16 protein-coding genes and 1 tRNA gene are annotated in these 15,692 nt (G+C 34.9%); 8 read left to right on the plus strand and 9 right to left on the minus strand.

The window, feature by feature from the left end; genetic code table 11:
- Positions 1-96 precede the first annotated feature (96 nt).
- A tRNA-Lys gene (locus ICJ84_RS05795) sits at positions 97-169 on the minus strand.
- A 149-nt stretch (positions 170-318) separates the two neighbouring features.
- Here ICJ84_RS05795 and ICJ84_RS05800 point away from each other — a divergent pair.
- Entirely contained in the window at positions 319-840 is a 522-nt protein-coding gene (locus tag ICJ84_RS05800; RefSeq protein WP_188215389.1) for a shikimate kinase, read from the plus strand.
- On the opposite strand, the gene ICJ84_RS05805 is transcribed toward ICJ84_RS05800, so the two are convergent.
- The gene (locus ICJ84_RS05805) at positions 832-1,335 is read right to left on the minus strand and encodes a phosphoribosyltransferase family protein (protein ID WP_188215390.1); all 504 of its coding nucleotides are present in this window, start codon (positions 1,333-1,335) and stop codon (positions 832-834) included. The two genes, ICJ84_RS05800 and ICJ84_RS05805, sit on opposite strands and share 9 nt — an antisense overlap.
- 33 nt (positions 1,336-1,368) lie before the next feature.
- Positions 1,369-1,740, minus strand: coding sequence for an RNA-binding S4 domain-containing protein (locus ICJ84_RS05810; RefSeq protein ID WP_188215391.1), 372 nt, complete (start codon positions 1,738-1,740; stop codon positions 1,369-1,371).
- Positions 1,741-1,909: 169 nt separating this feature from the next.
- Between ICJ84_RS05810 and ICJ84_RS05815 the strand changes: the two genes are divergently transcribed.
- Positions 1,910-2,947, plus strand: coding sequence for an FKBP-type peptidyl-prolyl cis-trans isomerase (locus ICJ84_RS05815; protein ID WP_188215392.1), 1,038 nt, complete (start codon positions 1,910-1,912; stop codon positions 2,945-2,947).
- A gap of 69 nt (positions 2,948-3,016) precedes the next feature.
- Here the strand turns inward: ICJ84_RS05815 and ICJ84_RS05820 are convergent, their stop codons facing one another.
- The gene (locus ICJ84_RS05820) at positions 3,017-3,601 is read right to left on the minus strand and encodes an outer membrane beta-barrel protein (protein WP_188215393.1); all 585 of its coding nucleotides are present in this window, start codon (positions 3,599-3,601) and stop codon (positions 3,017-3,019) included.
- Between the two features lie 274 nt (positions 3,602-3,875).
- On the opposite strand from ICJ84_RS05820, the gene tgt reads away from it, so the two are divergent.
- From tgt to ICJ84_RS05845, 5 genes are all read left to right on the plus strand, one after another.
- Positions 3,876-5,006: a tRNA guanosine(34) transglycosylase Tgt gene (gene tgt, locus ICJ84_RS05825; protein WP_188215394.1), complete on the plus strand. Its 1,131-nt coding sequence runs from the start codon at positions 3,876-3,878 to the stop codon at positions 5,004-5,006.
- A gap of 56 nt (positions 5,007-5,062) precedes the next feature.
- The gene (locus tag ICJ84_RS05830) at positions 5,063-6,148 is read left to right on the plus strand and encodes an LptF/LptG family permease (RefSeq protein WP_188215395.1); all 1,086 of its coding nucleotides are present in this window, start codon (positions 5,063-5,065) and stop codon (positions 6,146-6,148) included.
- A 201-nt stretch (positions 6,149-6,349) separates the two neighbouring features.
- A complete protein-coding gene (locus ICJ84_RS05835) occupies positions 6,350-7,303 on the plus strand; it encodes an acetyl-CoA carboxylase carboxyltransferase subunit alpha (RefSeq protein ID WP_188215396.1) in 954 nt (317 codons plus the stop codon).
- A 169-nt stretch (positions 7,304-7,472) separates the two neighbouring features.
- Complete coding sequence (gene dnaB / locus ICJ84_RS05840; protein ID WP_188215397.1) at positions 7,473-9,017, plus strand: replicative DNA helicase; 1,545 nt, start codon at positions 7,473-7,475, stop codon at positions 9,015-9,017.
- A 206-nt stretch (positions 9,018-9,223) separates the two neighbouring features.
- Entirely contained in the window at positions 9,224-10,408 is a 1,185-nt protein-coding gene (locus ICJ84_RS05845) for an asparagine synthetase B (protein ID WP_188215451.1), read from the plus strand.
- A gap of 43 nt (positions 10,409-10,451) precedes the next feature.
- Here ICJ84_RS05845 and ICJ84_RS05850 read toward each other — a convergent pair whose 3' ends face one another.
- The gene (locus tag ICJ84_RS05850) at positions 10,452-10,721 is read right to left on the minus strand and encodes a hypothetical protein (RefSeq protein ID WP_188215398.1); all 270 of its coding nucleotides are present in this window, start codon (positions 10,719-10,721) and stop codon (positions 10,452-10,454) included.
- 231 nt (positions 10,722-10,952) lie between these two features.
- Here ICJ84_RS05850 and ICJ84_RS05855 point away from each other — a divergent pair, with 231 nt between their 5' ends.
- Positions 10,953-11,375, plus strand: coding sequence for a secondary thiamine-phosphate synthase enzyme YjbQ (locus tag ICJ84_RS05855; protein ID WP_188215399.1), 423 nt, complete (start codon positions 10,953-10,955; stop codon positions 11,373-11,375).
- 72 nt (positions 11,376-11,447) lie between these two features.
- On the opposite strand, the gene rplT is transcribed toward ICJ84_RS05855, so the two are convergent.
- The 4 genes from rplT to thrS all read right to left on the minus strand — a co-directional run bounded on the left by rplT (position 11,448) and on the right by thrS (position 14,697).
- Positions 11,448-11,792 carry a 50S ribosomal protein L20 gene (gene rplT, locus ICJ84_RS05860; protein ID WP_188215400.1) on the minus strand — a complete coding sequence of 115 codons (345 nt, stop codon included), beginning with the start codon at positions 11,790-11,792 and terminating at the stop codon, positions 11,448-11,450.
- A 101-nt stretch (positions 11,793-11,893) separates the two neighbouring features.
- Positions 11,894-12,091, minus strand: coding sequence for a 50S ribosomal protein L35 (gene rpmI / locus ICJ84_RS05865; protein WP_027138918.1), 198 nt, complete (start codon positions 12,089-12,091; stop codon positions 11,894-11,896).
- 92 nt (positions 12,092-12,183) lie between these two features.
- Positions 12,184-12,732, minus strand: coding sequence for a translation initiation factor IF-3 (infC, locus tag ICJ84_RS05870; protein ID WP_394367619.1), 549 nt, complete (start codon positions 12,730-12,732; stop codon positions 12,184-12,186).
- 30 nt (positions 12,733-12,762) lie between these two features.
- A complete protein-coding gene (gene thrS, locus ICJ84_RS05875) occupies positions 12,763-14,697 on the minus strand; it encodes a threonine--tRNA ligase (RefSeq protein WP_188215401.1) in 1,935 nt (644 codons plus the stop codon).
- Between the last annotated feature and the right edge of the window lie 995 nt (positions 14,698-15,692).

Raw genomic sequence — 15,692 nt, forward strand, 5'->3', positions numbered from 1 at the left:
CTCGAAGTTTGTATTCGAGAAGTTCCACTCATAATAAAAGTCTTGTGGTATGGGTGAAAATAGAAAAAGTTAAGCATTTGCTTAACTTTTTTCTTGTGACCAGGCTGGGGTTCGAACCCAGGACCCTAACATTAAAAGTGTTATGCTCTACCAGCTGAGCTACCTAGTCTTTTTTCTTTTTACAAACATTAAAACTTCGTGTTTGCGGGTGCAAATATAAAACCTATTTTTAAAAAAACAAGGAGTTTTTAGAAGAAATTTTCGTTTTTTTGCATAGTGAAAACTTAAGTTTTTAATAATCAATTTATAACCTGATCAATGATTTTTATTTTAGTGGGATATATGGCATCAGGAAAGTCTACTTTAGGTAGGGTTTTAGCCGAGAAATTAATTTATAACTTTTTAGATTTAGACGACTATATAGAGTCTCAGGAGCAGATGTCTATCAGCGAAATCTTTAAAACGAAAGGGGAAATTTATTTTAGAAAAGCTGAAACGAAATACTTAAAAGAATTGTTAGAAGGAAAAACTAATTTAATTTTATCATTAGGAGGGGGTACGCCATGTTATGGGAATAATATGCAGCTGATTTTGGACGCTACCAATGCTAAGAGCCTTTATCTTAAAGCATCAATACCAACATTGGTAAACCGCTTAAAAAATGAAAAAGGCAAACGTCCTTTAGTGGCACATATAAAAACAGATGAAGAGCTTAGCGAATTTATAGGGAAACATTTATTCGAACGTTCCCCTTTTTATAGTCAGGCAAATATTGTATTGCCTACCGATAATAAAACAACTTCAGAAATTATAGATGAGCTACTTTCGAAATTATTCTAAAGTAGCTTCGAATGTATCACCATCTAACACCACATTAACATGCTCGTGAAGCGATGTTGATAGAGAAATGCCTTTAAAATCAGCTTTAATAGGATATTTTTTATGGTTTCTGTTGATTAAAACTGCCGTTTTAAAACGTTTTAACGGGACATCTAAAAAGTGTTTCACACCATAAATTAGTGTAGTTCCAGAATTTAAAACATCGTCAACCAATACTAACGACTTGTTTTCGTATTCTTCAGGTGTTAATGAGGTTTTTATGTTGTTCTGAGGATGTTTTTTATCAATAGAGACTTTACATAAAACAGGATGAATCTCTGAAATGTCCTCAAGAATAGTTTTAAGTTTTTCAGCAAAAATATACCCGTTACGATCGATACCGGCTAAAATAACTTCCGTTTCATAGACATTGCTCTCGTAAATTTGAAACGCAATACGTCTAATTTTGTGGTTAATTTCATCATGGTTCAATATCACACTGCTTGTCGCATTCATAATTTCGAAGGGTATTAAATTGAGATGGTAAAATTACTCATTTTCGTTTGTAAAATCATCAATATCGCGTCGATCTTTTTTGGTTGGTCTACCAACACCTTTCTTCCTGTAGTAGTCTTTCGCGAATTTTAATAGTTCCTGAGCTTCAAACTGCTCTTTAGGTGTAATGTCGGTACGGTAAATGTCTACCAGCTTAGCGCCAACGCGACTTTCCGGCACATCATTCACCTTAAGTTTGTAGTTTATTTGATCTTTTCTGAGTTCAATAATGTCAGTGGCATAAACTTCTCGACTTGGTTTTACCACATCTCCGTTTACCTTTACCTGTCCTTTTTTACAAGCCGTTGTAGCAATACTTCGAGTTTTGTAATACCTCACACACCATAAATACTTATCTATACGCATATATTAATTCTAAAAACTACGTTAACCATATATGCAAGATTATATTAAAATTGTATCTTGCGACCTCAAAAATAAAGAATATTAAGACATTGGTGCAATAAAAAGCAATGCTTTTAACGATTAAAAAGCTAATGTTGAAGATACCCAAAGAAATAAAAAATATTGTTGCATGAAATTTAAAAGTTTAAGTGTGCTAGCCTTGTGTTTGGCTATAGGTTTTGTGTCTTGTAAAAAGGATGATGATGCAGATGTAACTGTGACACCTCCAAGAGACCGTGCAGAACAACAGTTAGCAGACATGGATTCTTTACAGAAGTATTTACAAAGTCATTACTATAACAAAGCTGAAGTTGAAGCTTTAGCAAATGTAGGGATCAATGATGTTAAAATTATTGAAATTACAGGAGATCAAACTGTACCAGAAGGATATGAATTGTTAGAAACTGCCGTAGGAGCTCCAATCGATACGACATATGCAGATACCGATTATCAATATTATGTATTAAAAATAAATCAAGGTGGCGGGTATAATTCACCAACGGTTGCCGATGATATTCAAGTGTTATATGAAGGATTTACTTTAAAGGATATTGTTTTTGATAGTAAGTACTACCCAGATAGCAACCCTTTAGATTTAATAAATTTAATCCCCGGATGGCGCTGTGTAATTCCTAAGTATAATACATCTGAAAGTTATAGTGATAACGGAGATGGCACGGTAAGTTATAATAATTCGGGAGTAGGTGTTATGTTTTTACCGTCTGGGTTAGCTTATTTTTCTAGTGCAACCGGAGGTATTGCAGCCTATTCGCCATTGGTGTTTAAGTTTGAATTATTAGATATGGCTCAAAACGATCATGACGCAGATGGAATTCCAACATATTTGGAAGGGTTAACGGAGAATACAGATGAAGATACTTATCGGGATACTTACGGATATTTGTATCAACGTTATGATTATATTGATACTGACGATGATGGCGATGGCGTGTTAACGAAAAACGAAATTTCAATTAGAACTGTAGAAGATGCAGATATTGCGCTGGTAAAAGGAACAGTTTTAGATGCCGACGAAGTACTTTTAAACTATATAGGAAAGAATAGTGAAGGTAAATATGTGGGAACTATCGTAAAATTTTACGATACCAACAATAATGATATTCCAGATTATTTAGAATCGGATATTAAAACAGATTATAGCTTGTAACTATAAAGCGGCAAACAACAAAAAGCCTCGCAAATTGCGAGGCTTTTTGTATTCTATAGAATTTTCAAATTAAATCAATAACGATAAACTCAAAATCAACTGATCTGGTCGAGTGTCAATTCGGTTGGTGTTAATACCGTTGTTATCCAGGAAGGTAGCTTCATTTTCACTAAAACCACGTTCGTATCTTAAGTCGATACCAATTTTATTGAAATTTATACCAACCCCAAAGTTTAGCCCAACACTTAAATCTTTGTCAACGTCGTCAATGGTAATGTTTTCAAATTCGGTATCTAAAATGTATTGAAAGGCAGGTCCAGCAAATACATTAAGGGGGCCAATAACTTTAATACCAACCAATAATGGTACGTCTAATTTTTGCATTTTAAAGCTATCGTCGTTGTAGTCACTTTTAGTGCTGGTATAAACCACTTCGGGTTTAAAATAAATTTGATTTCCAATTTTACCAAACAAACCAATGTGATATCCTACATTTCTGTCGGGATGTTGGTAATTGTCGCTTATCGATTCAAAATAATTGCCATTGGCATTGTAGTTTAATCCTCCTTTAATACCAAAACCTGGAATAGATTGCGCAAAAGAGGTGAAGGACATAAAAGTTAATAGTAATAAAAAAAACAGGTTCTTTTTCATAAATAGTTTTTTAGGGGTTCATAATAATTTAAAAACGAAAATACGTGTTTTATATTATCGCTTTGGTATCAATATACGAGCCAAAAGTGCATAAAAGTTTAAGAATTTTTAAATTAAATGCAAATATGGACTAGGTTTACAAGGAGTTTTTAGAGTAATGATTGCTTTTAGAGTGAGCTTTAAATAATATCTGGTAAATCATAAAAGCAAGTGAAAAGTACAATTTAAAACTAAAAAAATATGTAGGTTTGCCAACGGAAGAATAATTAGGCATATGCAATTCGAATTAAAAGCAAAAGATCCGCAAAGTCAAGCGAGAGCAGGTAAAATAACAACTGATCATGGGGTTATAGAAACTCCAATTTTCATGCCTGTGGGTACAGTAGCCTCGGTAAAAGGTGTGCATCAGCGTGAGTTGAAAAATGATATAAATCCTGATATTATTTTAGGAAACACTTACCATTTATACTTACGTCCGCAAACGCATATTTTAGAACAGGCTGGTGGCTTACATAAGTTTATGAATTGGGATCGAAATATTTTAACCGATTCTGGCGGGTATCAGGTGTACTCATTGTCTTCTAACAGAAAAATTAAAGAGGAAGGTGTGAAATTTAAATCGCATATCGACGGAAGTTATCATACGTTTACACCAGAAAATGTAATGGAAATTCAGCGTGCTATTGGAGCTGATATCATCATGGCTTTCGACGAGTGTACGCCGTATCCTTGTGATTACAACTATGCCAAACGCTCGATGCATATGACACACCGCTGGTTAGATCGTTGTATTAACCATTTAGAAAAAACACCATTAAAATACGGTTATGATCAGGCATTTTTCCCAATTGTTCAGGGAAGTACATATAAAGATTTACGTCGTCAATCAGCAGAATATATTGCGAATGCAGGAGCTGTTGGTAATGCCATTGGCGGACTTTCGGTAGGAGAACCTGCTGAAGAAATGTACGCGATGACCGAAGTTGTTACCGAAATCCTTCCGGAAGATAAACCACGTTATTTAATGGGAGTTGGTACACCAATCAATATTTTAGAAAATATAGCGTTAGGTATAGATATGTTCGACTGTGTGATGCCGACGCGTAATGCCAGAAACGGAATGTTGTTTACCGCTCATGGTACCATAAATATTAAAAACAAAAAATGGGAAGCCGATTTTTCACCAATCGATGAAATGGGTATAACATTTGTTGATACAGATTATTCTAAAGCTTATTTAAGGCACCTTTTTACGGTTAATGAAAGGCTTGGTGCACAAATAGCAACCATTCACAATTTAGGATTTTATTTATGGTTGGTGCGTGAAGCTAGAAAGCATATATTAGCAGGAGATTTTAGAACATGGAAAGACCAGATGGTTAAACAAATGGATAAGCGTTTGTAATAAAACAAGGCTTCTAAACATTAAAACCTGAAATACAGACTTAATAACTTAAGCGTGTGAAAATATTAGATTGGTACATTTTAAAACGTTATTTGTTTACTTTTTTTATGATGCTTTTGCTGTTTATACCCATTGGTATAACTGTGCATTTAGCTGAAAAAATTGGAAAAATTTTAGAGAATGAAGTGCCAATTGGAGAAGTGCTTTTGTACTTTTTAGATTTTACCATCTATTTTGCTCACTTGTTATTTCCACTGTTTTTATTCCTGTCTGTTATCTGGTTTACTTCAAAGCTGGCTAATAATACAGAGGTGATAGCCTTTTTAAGTTCAGGAGTATCGTTTTATAGATTTTTGCGTCCGTATATGATTGGCGCTACCATCGTAGGTGTTTTGTCTATTGTATTAGGATTATATTTAGCCCCAAAGGCGAGTCAGGGTTTTAACGACTTTTCATATAAATACTTTAAAAAAGGTAGAAGTGCTTATGAAGGCGCCAATGTTGATTTGTTTCGACAAATTAACGACAATGAAATCATCTATGTCAGTAGCTTCGATGTTAAAAATAAAAACGGAAGCAATTTTACCTTGGAGCATTTCGAAAATAATAAATTGACTTATAAAATAACGGCTAACAGCATCAGATATATTGAAGAAGATACGACTTACAGGTTGGTGAATTATGTAAAGCGTATTATTGGAGAAAATGATGATATATTAGAAGAGATTGAAAGAAAAAAGGATACCTTGTTTTCTTTCAAGGTGGAAGATTTAACTCCAGAGGTTTATGCAGCTGAAGTAAAACCTTATGGCGAATTAAAACGATTTATAGCGAAAGAAGAGGCGAGAGGTTCTTCAAATGTAGGGCGTTTTAAATTGGTGCTTTATAAAAAGTGGAGTCTACCGGTTTCAGTATTCATTTTAACTATTATTGCGGTCGCCGTATCTTCTATGAAACGTCGTGGAGGTATGGGTGTTAATCTAGCAATAGGTATTTGTATTGCGATGGTTTTCGTCTTTTTCGACAAGATTTTTGGAGTTATGGCAGAGCAATCCGATTTTTCACCAATTGTTGCCGCATGGTTCCCTAATGTGGTATTTGGAATTCTGTCGATTTTCTTATTGCAAAAGGCAAAACGTTAAGATTCTTTTTGGTTTCAAATCCTGTTTTTGTCTTAAAGTATTCAAGCTAAAGTGATAAAACTTTCGTAGTTTATTAGATATTGTCTAATTTTGCATTGTAATTAACGAGAACCAATAATTCATGTTTTTTCTTAGTTTAAAATGAAAAAATATGTAGGTTTGTAGGCTAAAATAAATAAACAGCCATAATAAAAAATTCTTATGGAATATTTAGAATTTGAACTCCCTATAAAAGAATTAGAAGAGCAACTTCAAAAATGTAGAATCATTGGAGAAGAAAGCGAAGTAGATGTTACAGAAACCTGTAAAAACATCGAAAGTAAATTAAAGGAAACTCAAAAAGAGATTTATAAAAACTTAACACCATGGCAGCGTGTTCAGTTATCACGTCACCCAAACAGACCATACACTTTAGATTATATTAAAGCCATTTGTGGTGATACGTTTTTAGAGCTTCACGGAGACAGAAGTTTTAAAGATGACAAAGCGATGATTGGTGGTCTAGGTAAAATTGGTGACCAGAGTTATATGTTCATTGGTCAGCAGAAAGGATACAACACTAAGACTCGTCAGTATAGAAACTTCGGAATGGCAAACCCTGAAGGTTACCGTAAAGCACTTCGTTTAATGAAGTCAGCCGAAAAATTCGGAATTCCTGTAGTAACCTTATTAGATACACCTGGAGCTTATCCTGGTTTAGAAGCCGAAGAACGTGGACAAGGAGAAGCAATAGCTAGAAATATTCTTGAAATGACGCGCTTAAAAGTGCCTGTAATTACAATTGTAATTGGTGAGGGTGCTTCTGGTGGAGCTTTAGGTATTGGTGTTGGAGATGTTGTTTTAATGTTGGAAAACACCTGGTATTCTGTAATATCGCCAGAATCCTGTTCGTCTATTTTATGGCGTAGCTGGGAATATAAGGAGCAAGCAGCCGAAGCCTTAAAGTTAACAGCTAGCGATATGAAGAAATTAAAGTTAGTTGATGAAATTATTAAAGAGCCTCTAGGTGGTGCTCACAGAGATAGAGAAAAGACTTTTACAACTGTTAGTAATACTATCGTTAAAGTTTACGAAGACCTTAAAAACTTATCACCAGAAGAATTAGTTTCTAAGCGTATGGATAAATATTCCAACATGGGAGTATTTAAAGATTAGACCTTGTAAAATCTACATAAATAAAAATCTGAAGTGTCAAACTTCAGATTTTTTTTGTGGTTATTGACAATTTTTATAAGTTATTAACAGTTAGATTGTTAACTAATGGTTAACAATCAGAATGGATTTTCTGTTCGATTAAAGATTCATTTTAGTTACATTCGTAGACATGAAACAACCCGACCAAATTAAAGGATATAGAGTAGACAAGAGTACGTTAATCAGCCTAGAAAAAGGAAAAATACCTCCTCAAGCTATTGATTTAGAAGAAGTTGTGTTGGGAGCAATGATGATTGATAAAAAAGGGGTTGACGAAGTTATTGATATTTTAAGTGCAGAAGCGTTCTACAAAGAATCTCATCAGCATATTTTTTCGGCGATATTTCAGTTGTTCGAAAACAGTGAGCCTATTGACTTATTAACCGTTTCAACACAGTTAAAGAAAAATGGAAAGTTAGAACAGGCAGGTGGTGATTTCTATTTAATTTCTTTAACTCAAAAGGTGTCTTCTTCGGCACATATCGAGTTCCATGCGCGTATTATTTTACAGAAATTTATTCAACGTAGTCTGATTAAAATTTCAAACGAAATTATAGAAGATTCATACGATGAAACGAAGGATGTTTTCGATTTATTAGATAATGCCGAAGCCAAATTATACGAAGTTACTCAAGGAAATATCAAGAAATCCAGTGAGTCTGCACAAGATTTAGTTATTCAGGCGAAGAAGAAAATTGAAGAGATTTCTAATAAAGAAGGGTTAAGTGGTATTCCAACCGGATTTACCAAGCTTGATAAATTAACCTCGGGTTGGCAACCATCGGATTTAATTATTGTTGCGGCACGTCCGGGTATGGGTAAAACGGCTTTAACCTTATCTATGGCGCGAAATATTGCTGTAGATCAAAATATTCCAGTAGCGTTTTTCTCTTTAGAGATGGCATCGGTGCAGTTAATTACGCGTCTTATTTCCAGTGAAACCGGATTGTCTTCTGAAAAATTAAGAACTGGTAAGTTAGAAAAACACGAGTGGGAACAGCTTAACGTAAAAGTAAAAGACTTAGAAAAAGCGCCACTTTATATAGACGACACACCATCGTTATCGATTTTTGATTTAAGAGCGAAAGCGCGTCGTTTATCGTCACAACATGGTATCAAATTAATCATGATCGATTACTTGCAATTAATGACAGGTGGTAGTGCTCATGCAGGAAACCGTGAGCAGGAGATTTCGATGATTTCCCGAAACTTAAAAGCCTTGGCAAAAGAGCTCATGGTACCTGTAATTGCGCTGTCTCAGTTATCACGTGCGGTAGAGACCCGTGGAGGAAGTAAGCGTCCGTTACTGTCCGATTTACGTGAGTCTGGTGCGATTGAGCAGGATGCCGATATTGTAAGTTTCATTTACCGTCCGGAATATTACAAAATTGACGAGTGGGATGATGAAGAACGTTCTCCAACCGAAGGACAGGCCGAGTTTATAATTGCAAAGCACCGTAATGGTGGTTTAGAGAATATTCGATTAAAGTTCTTAGGACACTTAGGTAAGTTCGATAATTTAGATGATTTTGACTCGCCTTTTGAATTTCATTCAAAAATGAATAATGGCGGATCAGGAGAAGATACATTTAGCTCAAGCAATTTTACAGCTAGTCCAGATCAGGCTTTTGGTAGTTCGTTTAATGACGACGATGATGACGAAGTGCCATTTTAATAGCTAATCTTCCGATGAAAACAGCCGTTCCAATAATTTTTTAAGTATCTTTAAGATTAAAATAAAGTGAAAATAAACACACGAATTTAATGTCTTGTGTTTATTTTCGTTGTTTAAATTTTAACTGACTTTTGAAAAAGATACTGTTTACATTTCTCTTTATTTGTCTGGGTTTACAAACCTATGCGTCATACATTCTTATTCCTATGGATGCAGAGGGCCAGAAAAACCATTTAAAGGCTTACGGTTTAACTTATTGGATTCTTACTAAAGAACAAAAAGTTAAGTGGTTACTTAATTACCGAGGAGGTTCATTTTTATTACCTGATACCGAGGCTATTCAGCGTGAATGTCAAATAAGAGGCATATCGTTTGAAGTGCTATCTGATGCTAAAACTGAAAGTATTTTGCAGGAAATTAGCAGTCCAAGCCAGAATATGGAAGCCGTAGTGTTAGAAAAAGCGCCTAAAGTTGCGGTGTATACACCTAAAGGTAAATTGCCTTGGGATGACGCGGTAACCATGGTATTACAGTATGCCGAAATCCCTTATGAAACCGTTTATGATGAAGAAGTTTTAAATGATGGTTTACTGGCATTTGATTGGTTACACCTGCATCATGAGGATTTTACCGGACAATATGGAAAGTTCTACGGAGCTTATAAATCGGCGTCTTGGTATATTGAAGAAAAGAAAGAAGCTGAAGCACTGGCTTCAAAACTTGGATACAATAAAGTTTCTGATGAAAAATTAGCTGTAGCCTTAAAAATCAGAGATTATGTTATTGGCGGCGGATTTATGTTTGCTATGTGTAGCGCAACAGATAGTTTTGATATTGCTTTAGCTGCCGAAGGCATTGATATTTGTGAGCCTATGTTTGATGGCGATGCCACCGATGCCGGTTATCAGAATAAAATTGACTATAATAAAACCTTTGCGTTTACCAATTTCGTTTTGGAGCGTAATCCTAATGTTTATGAATTTTCATCAATTGATATGACCAGAAAGCGCATGATTCATAAGACTACAGATTATTTTTCACTAATGGAATTTTCTGCAAAATGGGACCCGATTCCAACCATGTTATGTCAAAATCATACAGCTTTGGTAAAAGGATTTATGGGACAAACCACATCGTTTACTAGCGATGAAATCAAGTCAAATGTATTGGTTATGGGGGAAACGAAAACCAACGGTGAAGCCAAATATATTCATGGTATTAAAGGAAAGGGATTTTTTACCTTTTATGGAGGTCACGATCCTGAAGATTATCAACATCGTGTAGGTGATGCTAAAACCGAATTAGACCTGCATCCTAATTCACCAGGATATCGTTTGATTTTAAATAATATTTTATTTCCAGCGGCTCGGAAGAAAAAGCAAAAAACTTGATTGATAAGTCAGATTTTTGCTTTTATAAATATGGATGTTTATTTTATTCTTCATAAATAGTCATACGTTTGAAGGTGTAAATATAGCCGTCGTTGACTTTTCCACTAAGTGTGATGTTTTGGTCGATAACCATTTCGTTGTCGCTGCCGTTAATGATAAAGTTCCCAAATTCGTTATTATCAATAAAAATAAACTGGTATGAATCTTCCTCTTGGATACTAAAATTGTAAACGCAGCTATCCAAACCGTCTTCAATAATAGCATCATCGTTGGTATTGGTTATGGTCAAAGCTCCGAATTCTTCATCAAACACCCATATAATTTCATCGGGTTCAAAGGTGTTCGTGGTTCCTGATTTCCCTCCAAATACACTATTAAGGTGCCATTCAATACCAATTACGTTAGGTAATTTTGTTTCCGATTCGTTATGCTATTAAGCGTACAACTTGATAAGGAACGTATATGGTTGCGTCTTTATAAATAAAAAATAGTTTTTGTTCTAAATTAAAGATTTAATTTAGAGATTTATTAAAATGCCTTACAGATGAAAGTCTTTCAAAAAGAAATACGGTTGAAATCTTATCCAAGAGGATTTCATATAATAACAGATACAATATTAAAAGCCATACCTGAAATTAAAGAGATTAAAGGCGGACAATTACAGGTATTTATCAAACATACATCGGCAAGTTTAACGATTAATGAAAATGCCGATTATACGGTTCGAGGTGATTTTGAACGCCATTTCAATATCATGATTCCTGAAAATGCGCCATACTATAAACACACTTATGAAGGGGCCGACGATATGCCGGCACATATTAAAGCATCGGTATTAGGGGCGTCTGTTCAAATTCCTATTACTAATGGAAAATTGAATTTAGGAATCTGGCAGGGTATTTATTTATGCGAACACCGCGATTATGGCGGAGAGCGTCAATTGGTAATTACTGCCTTTGGGATATAAAAAAAATCCGATTCGTGAGAATCGGATTTTTTATTAAGCGAATATAATATGTTTTACAATAGGCGGAACGCCTTATTTTACTTTCTCTACTACAGCTTTAAAAGCCTCTGGGTTATTCATAGCTAAATCAGCTAAAACCTTACGGTTTAATTCGATATCGTTAGCTTTTAATTTTCCCATAAATTGAGAATAAGATAAACCATGTAATCTGGCTCCAGCGTTAATACGCGTAATCCATAATGCACGGAATGTTCTCTTTTTGTTTCTACGGTCTCTGTACGAGTATTGCATCGCTTTTTCAACCGCATTTTTAGCTACTGTCCAAACGTTTTTACGACGTCCGAAGTAACCTTTAGCTTGTTTTAGAACCTTTTTTCTTCTGGCTCTTTTTGCTACAGAATTTACTGATCTTGGCATAATTTTAAATGTTTTTTGTAGTAGGCGGTAGAATAGTCTACTCTTTTTAATTTTGGCCTAACTCCAGGGTTTATAATTTATTTAACCGGTTAAAACGGTAATTACTTTAAACGTAACATGGTTTTAACATTGTTCTCATCCGCTTTATCTACTAAAGTGTCATGAGTTAAAGCTAACTTACGCTTTTTAGACTTCTTAGTTAAGATGTGACTTTTAAAAGCGTGTTTTCTTTTAATCTTACCAGTACCAGTTAACTTGAAACGTTTTTTGGCACTAGATTTAGTTTTCATTTTAGGCATCTTCTTTTCCTAGGTTTTAATTATTTCGCTTAATTATTGTTTCGAACTAAAATTGCTTTTAGTGTCTTAGTGTTCTTTTGAAATTGCTCTAATTATTTTTTAGGAGCAATAAACATGGTCATACGCTTACCTTCTAATTTAGGCATTTGCTCTACTTTACCAAATTCTTCAAGGTCTTGTGCTAAACGAAGCAATAAAATCTGACCTTGTTCTTTGAAGATGATAGAACGTCCTTTAAAGAATACGAAGGCTTTTAATTTAGCTCCTTCTTTTAAGAACTTCTCGGCATGCTTTCTTTTAAACTCGTAATCGTGATCATCTGTTTGCGGACCAAAACGAATTTCTTTTATAACTACCTTAGTAGCCTTAGCTTTAATAGCTTTATCACGTTTCTTTTGCTCGTAAAGGAACTTCTTATAGTCCATGACCTTACAAACAGGAGGGTCAGCATTCGGAGAAATCTCTACTAAATCGAACTCTTGTTCTTCCGCTATTTTTAAAGCGTCTCTGGTAGAGTAAATTCCAACTTCAACGTTTTCACCAACAAGGCGAACGTTAGGCACGGTAATTCTAGAGTTAATTCTGTGTTTGTCCTCTTGAGAAACCCTTGGTTTGGGCTGTGATTTTCTTCTAATTGCTATGGCTCTTAAATTTTTAGTTAAACTTTATTTTTAAAACGGTTTTAGCGTTTTGCTTATTTCTTTTTTTATGATTTCAGAAAACTCTTCTATAGAGATCATTCCTAAATCTGCACCACCATGCTGACGCACAGTAATTTTGTTTTCTTTTTCTTCTTGCTCCCCAATAATAATCATATACGGGTGCTTTTGCATTTCGGCTTCCCGAATCTTTTTCCCGATAGTTTCATTCCTGTGGTCTACAAGGGCGCGAATTTCGTCATTTTCTAGCAAATTTAAAACTTTTTCGGCGTATTTTTCATATTTCTCACTAATTGACAGGATAATAGCCTGAGTAGGCATTAACCATAGCGGGAAATTTCCGGCCGTATGCTCTAATAAAATGGCGATAAAACGTTCCATACTACCAAAAGGCGCACGGTGAATCATGACCGGACGGTGTAATTCGTTATCACTGCCTTTATAGGTTAAGTTGAAACGCTCTGGTAAGTTGTAATCTACCTGAATCGTTCCTAACTGCCATTGGCGACCAAGGGCATCTTTTACCATAAAGTCAAGCTTAGGTCCGTAGAAGGCAGCTTCGCCGGTTTCGATAACGTAATTAAGACCTTTGTCTTGAGCTGCATTTATGATAGCTTGCTCTGCCTTTTCCCAGTTTTCAACGCTACCTATGTATTTGTCGGGATTTTCAGGATCCCTTACAGATACTTGTGCGGTAAAGTTTTCAAATCCTAAAGAACCGAATACATAAAGTACTAAATCGATAACATTTTTGAACTCGGCATCTAACTGGTCTGGTGTACAGAATAAGTGAGCATCATCCTGAGTAAATCCTCTTACACGTGTTAAACCGTGTAATTCGCCACTTTGCTCATAACGGTAAACCGTACCAAATTCAGCATAACGCTTAGGTAAATCTTTATAAGACCATTGGCTGTTGTTGTAAATCTCACAGTGGTGAGGACAGTTCATTGGTTTTAATAAAAATTCTTCACCTTCTTTAGGCGTGTGTATAGGTTGAAAACTATCGGCACCATATTTAGCATAGTGACCAGACGTTTCGTATAATTCTTTTTGACCGATATGTGGTGTAACTACCATTTCATATCCGGCTTTCTTTTGTGCTGTTTTAAGGAAATTCTCTAAGCGTTCACGTAAAGCAGCACCTTTTGGTAACCACAATGGCAAACCTTGACCAACGCGAGGAGAGAATGTGAACAATTCTAATTCTTTACCAAGTTTTCTATGGTCACGTTTTTTAGCTTCTTCTAATAATTCTAAATATTCAGTAAGTTCCTTTTGTTTTGGAAACGAAATACCATAAACGCGCGTTAGCTGTGGTTTGTTTTCGTCACCTCTCCAATAAGCACCAGCAACACTTAATATTTTTACAGCTTTTATAATGCCTGTATTCGGGATATGGCCTCCACGACATAAATCTGTAAATGTAGAATGGTTGCAGAAGGTAATAGTTCCGTCCTCAAGGTTTTCAATCAATTCTGTTTTAAACGGATTGTTTTCATATAAAGCCAAGGCTTCAGCTTTTGTTGCCGAACGCATTTTAAAATCGTGTTTTCCTCTGGCTATTTCAAGCATTTTGTTTTCGATAGATTTAAAATCCTTTTCCGAAACGGTATGCTCACCAAAATCAACATCGTAATAGAATCCATTATCAATAGCAGGACCTATAGTTAGTTTAGATCCTGGATATAATTCTTCAATCGCCTGTGCCAATACGTGAGCTGATGAATGCCAGAATGCCGTTTTACCAGCTTTATCATTCCATGTATATAACACTAGAGAGCCGTCGGAGGTTAAAGGGGTTACCGTTTCAACTGTTGTACCATTAAAACTAGCCGAAATTACGTTTCGGGCAAATCCTTCACTAATGCTTTTAGCGACTTCCATAGGTGTAATGTTCGCTTCAAACGATCTTACACTTCCGTCGGGCAATGTTATATGTATCATAAAATAATTTAAATTCGATTGCAAAGATAATAGGATAATAAAACACACACAATATATAAGTAGGTATAATTTTAATAAAATAGAACGGGACGTGCCCCTTCGGGTTGGGCTGTCCTCGGTGTCTTTTTATGCTACTATAGATAATTGTATAGTATGTAGTTTTTATTAATATCTAATTATAAAAGGGAAAGCATAGGATAATCATAAAATGATACCGTTACCATCCCTAACGCAGAGTCGCTATTGTATATTGTGATATACAATATAATAGTATTTGTTTAAGATATATTATATGATAGTATCATCTATGCATTGTATATATACCTAATATAATAAAGAGTATTATGATTAGCATCCATTATATATAGTAAAGTTCTGTTTTGGCATTAAAAACTCCCACAGGAGTACTCAATACCCATTCGTCATTTAACAAATTCAAAAATATTCTTCATGTAACTAATTGATATTTAGGATAGATTAAAAAAAGAATAAAAAAATGCGATAAAAAGTTTGTTTGGTAAAGGAAAAGGGGAGTATATTTGCAGCCCGTTAGCGGCGAAGCTGCTGAGGGAAGTTCTTATAAAGGTGATGATGCAGAGGTTTAAAAAATTGATTTTCAAGTCAAATAAAAAACTTCAAAAAAAACTTTAGAAACATGTTGTTAGAATCAAAAAAGGTTGTATGTTTGCAGCCGCAAAAATAGCGAGTGTTATGAGTAGCGAGGTTCTTGTAAAAGTGTTGATATAGTTGAAGAAAGCGAAGATTTAAAGCTTCGAAAATTTTTCAAAAAAAAGTATCAAAACAGTTGTGAGGTAAAAAAATGGGTTTTATATTTGCACCCGCTTAACGAGGAAACGAGTTAAGGATAGAAGAGAAATAAGTTCATAAACATATTGAATTGACAGCGTAAGATGCTAACTGGAAACGGTTAGTATTGACTAAGAGAATAAACCATTTTGAGTACTAGAGATTCCAATTAGTTGTTAAATAATATT

Source organism: Aestuariibaculum suncheonense (assembly GCF_014596935.1).
Taxonomy (GTDB): Bacteria; Bacteroidota; Bacteroidia; order Flavobacteriales; family Flavobacteriaceae; genus Aestuariibaculum; species Aestuariibaculum suncheonense.

What these genes read in the sequence shown, in the direction of transcription:
- rplT (WP_188215400.1), bottom strand. Translation starts at nt 11,792, where the DNA reads ATGCCAAGATCAGTAAATTCTGTAGCAAAAAGAGCCAGAAGAAAAAAG.
- ICJ84_RS05800 (WP_188215389.1), top strand. Translation starts at nt 319, where the DNA reads ATGATTTTTATTTTAGTGGGATATATGGCATCAGGAAAGTCTACTTTA.
- ICJ84_RS05855 (WP_188215399.1), top strand. Translation starts at nt 10,953, where the DNA reads ATGAAAGTCTTTCAAAAAGAAATACGGTTGAAATCTTATCCAAGAGGA.
- dnaB (WP_188215397.1), top strand. Translation starts at nt 7,473, where the DNA reads ATGAAACAACCCGACCAAATTAAAGGATATAGAGTAGACAAGAGTACG.
- ICJ84_RS05805 (WP_188215390.1), bottom strand. Translation starts at nt 1,335, where the DNA reads ATGAATGCGACAAGCAGTGTGATATTGAACCATGATGAAATTAACCAC.
- ICJ84_RS05815 (WP_188215392.1), top strand. Translation starts at nt 1,910, where the DNA reads ATGAAATTTAAAAGTTTAAGTGTGCTAGCCTTGTGTTTGGCTATAGGT.
- ICJ84_RS05835 (WP_188215396.1), top strand. Translation starts at nt 6,350, where the DNA reads ATGGAATATTTAGAATTTGAACTCCCTATAAAAGAATTAGAAGAGCAA.
- ICJ84_RS05845 (WP_188215451.1), top strand. Translation starts at nt 9,224, where the DNA reads ATGGATGCAGAGGGCCAGAAAAACCATTTAAAGGCTTACGGTTTAACT.
- ICJ84_RS05810 (WP_188215391.1), bottom strand. Translation starts at nt 1,740, where the DNA reads ATGCGTATAGATAAGTATTTATGGTGTGTGAGGTATTACAAAACTCGA.
- thrS (WP_188215401.1), bottom strand. Translation starts at nt 14,697, where the DNA reads ATGATACATATAACATTGCCCGACGGAAGTGTAAGATCGTTTGAAGCG.
- tgt (WP_188215394.1), top strand. Translation starts at nt 3,876, where the DNA reads ATGCAATTCGAATTAAAAGCAAAAGATCCGCAAAGTCAAGCGAGAGCA.
- ICJ84_RS05820 (WP_188215393.1), bottom strand. Translation starts at nt 3,601, where the DNA reads ATGAAAAAGAACCTGTTTTTTTTATTACTATTAACTTTTATGTCCTTC.
- rpmI (WP_027138918.1), bottom strand. Translation starts at nt 12,091, where the DNA reads ATGCCTAAAATGAAAACTAAATCTAGTGCCAAAAAACGTTTCAAGTTA.